Annotated in this window: 5 protein-coding genes; 3 read left to right on the top strand and 2 right to left on the bottom strand. The window is 77.6% G+C overall.

Annotated features, from left to right (window positions below; all coding sequences use genetic code 11):
- Positions 1 to 147 precede the first annotated feature (147 nt).
- The 3 genes from GTR00_RS12870 to GTR00_RS12860 are packed head-to-tail and all read left to right on the top strand — an operon-like array spanning position 148 to position 2,874.
- Complete coding sequence (locus tag GTR00_RS12870) at positions 148 to 1,407, top strand: sensor histidine kinase (protein ID WP_166612011.1); 1,260 nt, start codon at positions 148 to 150, stop codon at positions 1,405 to 1,407.
- A gap of 56 nt (positions 1,408 to 1,463) precedes the next feature.
- A complete protein-coding gene (locus GTR00_RS12865; RefSeq protein ID WP_166612012.1) occupies positions 1,464 to 2,189 on the top strand; it encodes a response regulator transcription factor in 726 nt (241 codons plus the stop codon).
- Positions 2,173 to 2,874 carry a DUF4097 family beta strand repeat-containing protein gene (locus tag GTR00_RS12860; RefSeq protein ID WP_166612010.1) on the top strand — a complete coding sequence of 234 codons (702 nt, stop codon included), beginning with the start codon at positions 2,173 to 2,175 and terminating at the stop codon, positions 2,872 to 2,874. The genes GTR00_RS12865 and GTR00_RS12860 overlap by 17 nt, the downstream gene beginning before the upstream one ends.
- Here GTR00_RS12860 and GTR00_RS12855 read toward each other — a convergent pair.
- Both GTR00_RS12855 and GTR00_RS12850 read right to left on the bottom strand, forming a co-directional pair.
- Positions 2,871 to 3,845 carry a bile acid:sodium symporter family protein gene (locus GTR00_RS12855; protein ID WP_166612009.1) on the bottom strand — a complete coding sequence of 325 codons (975 nt, stop codon included), beginning with the start codon at positions 3,843 to 3,845 and terminating at the stop codon, positions 2,871 to 2,873. The two genes, GTR00_RS12860 and GTR00_RS12855, sit on opposite strands and share 4 nt — an antisense overlap.
- 64 nt (positions 3,846 to 3,909) lie before the next feature.
- Positions 3,910 to 5,823: an acetyl/propionyl/methylcrotonyl-CoA carboxylase subunit alpha gene (locus tag GTR00_RS12850; protein ID WP_166612008.1), complete on the bottom strand. Its 1,914-nt coding sequence runs from the start codon at positions 5,821 to 5,823 to the stop codon at positions 3,910 to 3,912.
- Positions 5,824 to 5,835: the final 12 nt, after the last annotated feature.

Raw genomic sequence — 5,835 nt, 5'->3', positions numbered from 1 at the left:
CCCCCGGGCCGGGGGCGCGCACGCTGCCGCGGGCCCCCGCCGCGCCCCTACTGTTCACGGTGTGAGCGACGACACGATGCGCTGGGCCGCACCGGTTCCAGCGGCGAAGCACCCCCGGGGCGCGCTGCGCCGCTGGGCCGACGGCTGGTGGTCGGTGGTGCACGTGGTCCTGCACCCGATCGCCCTCGCGCTGCACCTGACGGCGCTCGTCCTGCTGCTCGTGGGGACCGCCCTGGTCCCCGTCCTGGGCACCGGGCTGCTCGTGCTCCTGCTGGCCCGCCCGCTGCTGGGCGCCGGCGCCTCCCTCGAGCGCTACCGCCTGGCCGCCGTGCTCGGCGGCACGTGCCCGCCCCGCCCCGCCGGCGCCGCCCCGGCAGCCGGTGGCGGCGCCTGGCCCTCGACGCGCGCGCCTGGCGCTACGCCGGGCACCTGGCCGTGGTGTCCACCCTGGGCGTGCTGGGCGGCGCGCTCGTGCTGGGCCTGACCGGCACCGGCCTGGCCGCCCTGTTCGCCTCCGTCCTCGCCGACGGCTCGCTGAGCCTGCCGTACGGCATCCCCGGCACCCTCGACGCCCCCGGCCCGGTGGTGCCCGCCGTCGGCGTGCTCATGCTGCTGGTCGCCCCGCCCGTGGCCCGCGCCGTCACCGCCGTGGAGGTGCGCACCGCGCGCGCCCTGCTCGGCGGGGCCCGCGAGCAGCGCGAGGCCGCGCTGCGCCGCCGCGTGGAGACCCTCACCCAGACCCGCTCGCGCACCGTGGACTCCGTGGAGGCCGAGCGCCGCCGCATCGAGCGCGACCTGCACGACGGCCCGCAGCAGCGCCTGGTGTCGCTGTCCATGCAGCTCGGCATGGCCAAGCGCGCCCTGGAGCGCGGCGGCCCCGACGCCGCCCGCGACCTGCTCGACGCCGCCAGCACCTCCGCCTCGGCCGCCATCGCCGACATGCGCCACGTCGCGCGCGGCATCCACCCGCCCGTGCTCACCGACCGCGGCATCGACGCGGCCGTCTCCGCGCTGGCGGCCTCCTCGCCGGTGCCCGTGGACGTCGAGGTGCACTTCCCGCCCGAGCACCGGCCCAGCCCCACCGCCGAGGCCATCGCCTACTTCTGCGTCTCCGAGGCGCTGACGAACACCGCCAAGCACGCCCGCGCCTCCCGGGCCGTCGTGCAGGTGTGGCGCGAGGGCGCCGCGGGCCCGCGCGGCGGGGACCTGCTGCGCCTGCGGGTCAGCGACGACGGGGTGGGCGGCGCCGTGCCCGCCGGCGGCACCGTCGCCGACGGCGGCAGCGGCCTGCGCGGCCTGGGCGACCGGCTGGCCGCCGTGGACGGCTGGCTGCGGGTGGACAGCCCGCCCGGCGGGCCCACCGTGCTGGAGGCCGGCGTGCCGTGGACCGTCGGCGGCGCCCGGTGAGCGCCACCGGCGCCACCACCGCCACCGGCGGGGTCGCCGCCGAGGCGGGCGCCGCGCTGCGCGTGGTGCTCGCGGAGGACTCCGTGCTGCTGCGCGAGGGCCTGGTGCAGCTGCTGCGCACCGAGGGCGTGGACGTCGTCGCCGCCGTCGAGGACGCCGAGGCGCTGCTGCGCGCCACCGACGAGCACGCCCCCGACCTCGTCCTCACCGACGTGCGGATGCCGCCCACCTTCACCGACGAGGGCCTGCGCGCCGCCATCGTCGTGCGCAGCCAGCACCCCGGCACCGCCGTGCTGGTGCTCTCGCAGTACGTGGAGGAGAGCTACGCCGCCGAGCTGCTCGGCGGCCGCGCCCGCGGGGTGGGCTACCTGCTGAAGGACCGCGTCGGCGACGTCGACGAGTTCGTCACCACCCTGCGCCGCGTCGCCGCCGGCGGCACCGCCGTGGACCCCGAGGTCGTCTCCCAGCTGCTCTCGCGCGCCCGCCGCGACGACCCCCTGGAAGGGCTGACCCCCCGCGAGCTGGAGGTCCTGCAGCTCATGGCCGAGGGCCGCTCCAACACCGCGATCGCCGCCCGGCTGGTCGTCACCGACAAGGCCGTGGAGAAGCACGTGTCGAACATCTTCGCCAAGCTCGGCCTGCCCCCCGACACCGAGGACCACCGCCGCGTGCTGGCCGTGCTGCGCCACCTGGAGGCCGCCGCGGCGCCCCCCGGGGCGCGCCGCCTTCGCCGTCCTCGCCGCCCTCGTCGTCGCCTGGGGCGCCGTGGACACCCTGGGTGACCTGACCGCCTCGCGCACCGAGACGGTGCGCACCTTCACCGAGCGGGTCGGCGCCGTCAGCGCCGCCGGCGGCACCGGCGAGGTCACCGTCACCGCCCTGCCCGGGCAGCGGGAGCTGCGGGTGCGCACCCTCGTGCACGACGGCTGGACCCGGGCGCGCACCAGCGCCGAGGTCGTCGGCGGCGAGCTGCGCCTGCGCTCGGAGTGCGAGGGCGGCGGCTGGCTCAGCCCGTGCGAGACGTCCTGGGAGGTCACCGTCCCCGAGGGCCTGGCCCTGGACCTGCGCACCGGCACCGGCGACCAGCTCCTCACCGGCACCTTCGGCGCCGTCACGGCCCGCGCCGGCACCGGCGACGTGCGCTGGGACGGCACCGGCACCTCGCTGGACGCGCAGACCGGCACCGGGGAGCTGCACCTGGACGGCGACGTGGCGCGGGTCAGCGCCCGCACCGGCACCGGCGACGTCGAGGCCCGGTTCACGCGGCCCCCCGAGGCCGTCGACGTCACCGCCGGCACCGGGGACGTCACCCTCGCGCTGCCCGAGGTGGTCGGGGGGTACGACGCCACCACGAGCAGCGGCACCGGCGAGCAGCGCGTCGACCCGCCGCTGCTCGAGCGCGACTCGCCGCGCCGCGTGCAGGTCCGCACCTCCACCGGCGACGCCCAGGTGCTGGTGCTGCCCTAGCGGGCGAGCGGCCCGGCGGCCGGCTCGGCGGTGCGCGGGTCCGCCGCCACCGGCCGGCGCGACCAGCGGCCGGCGAGCAGCGAGCCCGACACGTTGTGCCACACCGAGAAGATCGCCGCGGGCAGGGCCGCCGCGGGGGAGAAGTGGACGGTGGCCAGCGCGGCCGCCAGGCCGGAGTTCTGCATCCCCACCTCGATGCTGACGGCCCGCCGGCTCGTCACGGGCAAGCCGCACAGGCGGCCGACGGCGTAGCCCAGCGCCAGGCCCCCGACGTTGTGCAGCACGACGGCCAGCAGCACGAGCGCCCCGGCGCTGAGCACCGTCGACGCGCTGCCGGCCACGACGGCGAGGACGACGGCGGTGATCCCGGCCACGGAGACCAGGGGCAGCACGTCCAGGCAGCGCTCCACCAGGCGCGGCACCAGCAGGCGCAGGGCCAGCCCGGCCAGCACCGGCACCAGGACCACCTGCACGATCGAGGTGAACAGGGCCGTGCCGCTGACCGGCAGCGTCTCCCCGACCAGGGCGAGCACCAGCAGCGGGGTCAGGAACGGGGCCAGCAGCGTGGACACCGACGTCATCGCCACCGACAGCGCCACGTCGCCGCGGGCCAGGTAGACCATGACGTTGGAGGCCGTGCCGCCGGGCGCCGCACCGACCAGGATCATCCCCACCGCCAGCTGCGGCGGCAGCGCCAGCAGGTGCGCCACGCCGTACCCCAGCAGCGGCATCACCGTGTACTGCGCGGCCACGCCCAGCAGCAGCGCCCACGGGCGCCTGCCGATCACCGCGAAGTCCACCGGGCGCATCGACATGCCCATCCCCAGCATGATCACGCTGAGCAGCCAGGGCACCGCGGGCGACCAGCCCTCGAACGCCCCCGGCGCGGCCAGGGCGAGCGCCCCGGCGGCCAGGACCACCAGCGTGAACCACTTGCCGACCAGCTCGCCGGCCCTGCGCACCGTCACCACGGGCACCGAGGGTGCCACGGACCGCGCCCGCGACCCGACGCGCCCCGCCGCGGCGCGCCGGTGCTCAGCCCTTGATCTCGCAGATGACGGTGCCGGTGGTGGTGGTGTCGCCGGCCTTCGCGCTCAGCCCCGCCACCGTGCCCGCCTTGTGCGCGGTCAGGGGCTGCTCCATCTTCATCGCCTCCAGCACCGCGACCAGGTCGCCGGCCTCGACGTGGTCGCCGTCGGCGACCTCCACCTTCACGATCGTGCCCTGCATGGGCGCCACCAGCGCGTCCGGGTCCGCCGCGGAACCGGCCTGCGCGTTCGCGCCCCGCTTGCCGCGGCCGCCGCGGTGGGTGGTGCTGCGGTAGGCGCGGGCCACCGCGGCGCCCGCGGCCACGCCGGCGCGGGAGATCTCGTGCCCGGCGCGGGAGATCTGCGCGTTCAGCTGCTCCACCGGCAGGGAGACCTCCAGGCGCTTGCCGGCGACCTCCACCACGATCGTCTCGCGGTGCACCGGCCCGTCGGCGGCGTGCAGGTCGCCCGCGCCCGGCAGGGCGGAGGCGTCGAACTCGGTCTCGATCCAGCGGGTGTGCACCGCGAACGCCCCCCCGGAGGGGGCGGCGAACGCCGGGTCGGCCACGACCGCGCGGTGGAACGGGAGCACCGTGGGCACGCCCTCCACCTGGAACTCCGCCAGCGCGCGCGCCGCGCGCGCCAGCGCCTGCTCGCGGGTGGCGCCGGTGACGACCAGCTTGGCCAGCAGCGAGTCGAAGTCCTGGGAGATCTCCACCCCGCCGCTGACGGCCGCCGCGCGCGGGTCGATGCCGGTGTCCACCCGCACGCCCGGCCCCGAGGGCAGCGAGAAGCGGGTCAGCTTGCCCGGGCGCGGCAGGAAGCCCGCCGCGGGGTCCTCGCCGTTGACGCGGAACTCGATGGAGTGCCCGCGGGTGGCGACCTCGGAGTAGCCCAGCGCCTCGCCGCGGGCGATGCGGAACTGCTCCACGACGAGGTCCAGGCCGCTGACCTCCTCGGTGACCGGGTGCTCCACCTGCAGGCGGGTGTTGACCTCCAGGAACGCCAGCGTGCCGTCGGCGGCCACGAGGAACTCCACCGTGCCGGCGCCGACGTACCCGGCCTCGCGCACGATCGCCAGCGAGGCGCGGCGCAGCTCGGCGTCCTGCTCGGGGCTCAGGAACGGCGCGGGCGCCTCCTCCACGAGCTTCTGGTGCCGGCGCTGCAGCGTGCAGTCGCGGGTGGAGACGACCACCGCGCCGCCGTGCGCGTCGGCCAGCACCTGGGTCTCGACGTGGCGGGGGCGGTCCAGGTAGCGCTCCACGAAGCACTCCCCGCGCCCGAAGGCGGCCTCCGCCTCGCGCACCGCGGAGGCGAACAGCTCGGCGACGTCCTCGCGCCGGCGCGCGACCTTCAGGCCGCGCCCGCCGCCGCCGAACGCCGCCTTGATGGCGATGGGCAGGCCATGCTCGTCGGCGAAGGCGAGCACCTCCTCCACGCCCGCCACCGGGTCGGGGGTGCCGGCCACCAGGGGCGCGCCCGCGCGGGCGGCGAGGTGGCGGGCGGAGACCTTGTCGCCCAGGGCCTCGATCGCGGCCGGGGGCGGGCCGATCCACGTCAGGCCCGCGTCGATGACGGCCTGCGCGAAGCCGGCGTTCTCCGAGAGGAAGCCGTACCCGGGGTGCACCGCGTCCGCCCCGGCGCGCCGGGCGACCTCGACGAGCTTGCCGGCGTCCAGGTAGCTCTCGCGGGCCGTGGTGCCCCCCAGCGCGTACGCCTCGTCGGCCATCCGCACGTGCAGCGCGTCGCGGTCGCCCTCGGAGTACACGGCCACCGAGGCCAGGCCGGCGTCGCGGGCGGCGCGCACCACGCGCACCGCGATCTCGCCGCGGTTGGCGACGAGCACCTTCGTGACGGGACCCGTCACCGCCCGCCCGGCCGTCGCGGTCGGCTCGGCGGTGGCGGGGTCGGGGGAGGTCATGCGGGGTTCTCC

It is taken from the genome of Kineococcus indalonis (genome assembly GCF_009906395.1).
Taxonomy (GTDB): domain Bacteria; phylum Actinomycetota; class Actinomycetes; order Actinomycetales; family Kineococcaceae; genus Kineococcus; species Kineococcus indalonis.
The sequence above is the reverse complement of the archived record's forward strand: the minus strand, read 5'-3'. Positions and strand labels throughout refer to the sequence as shown.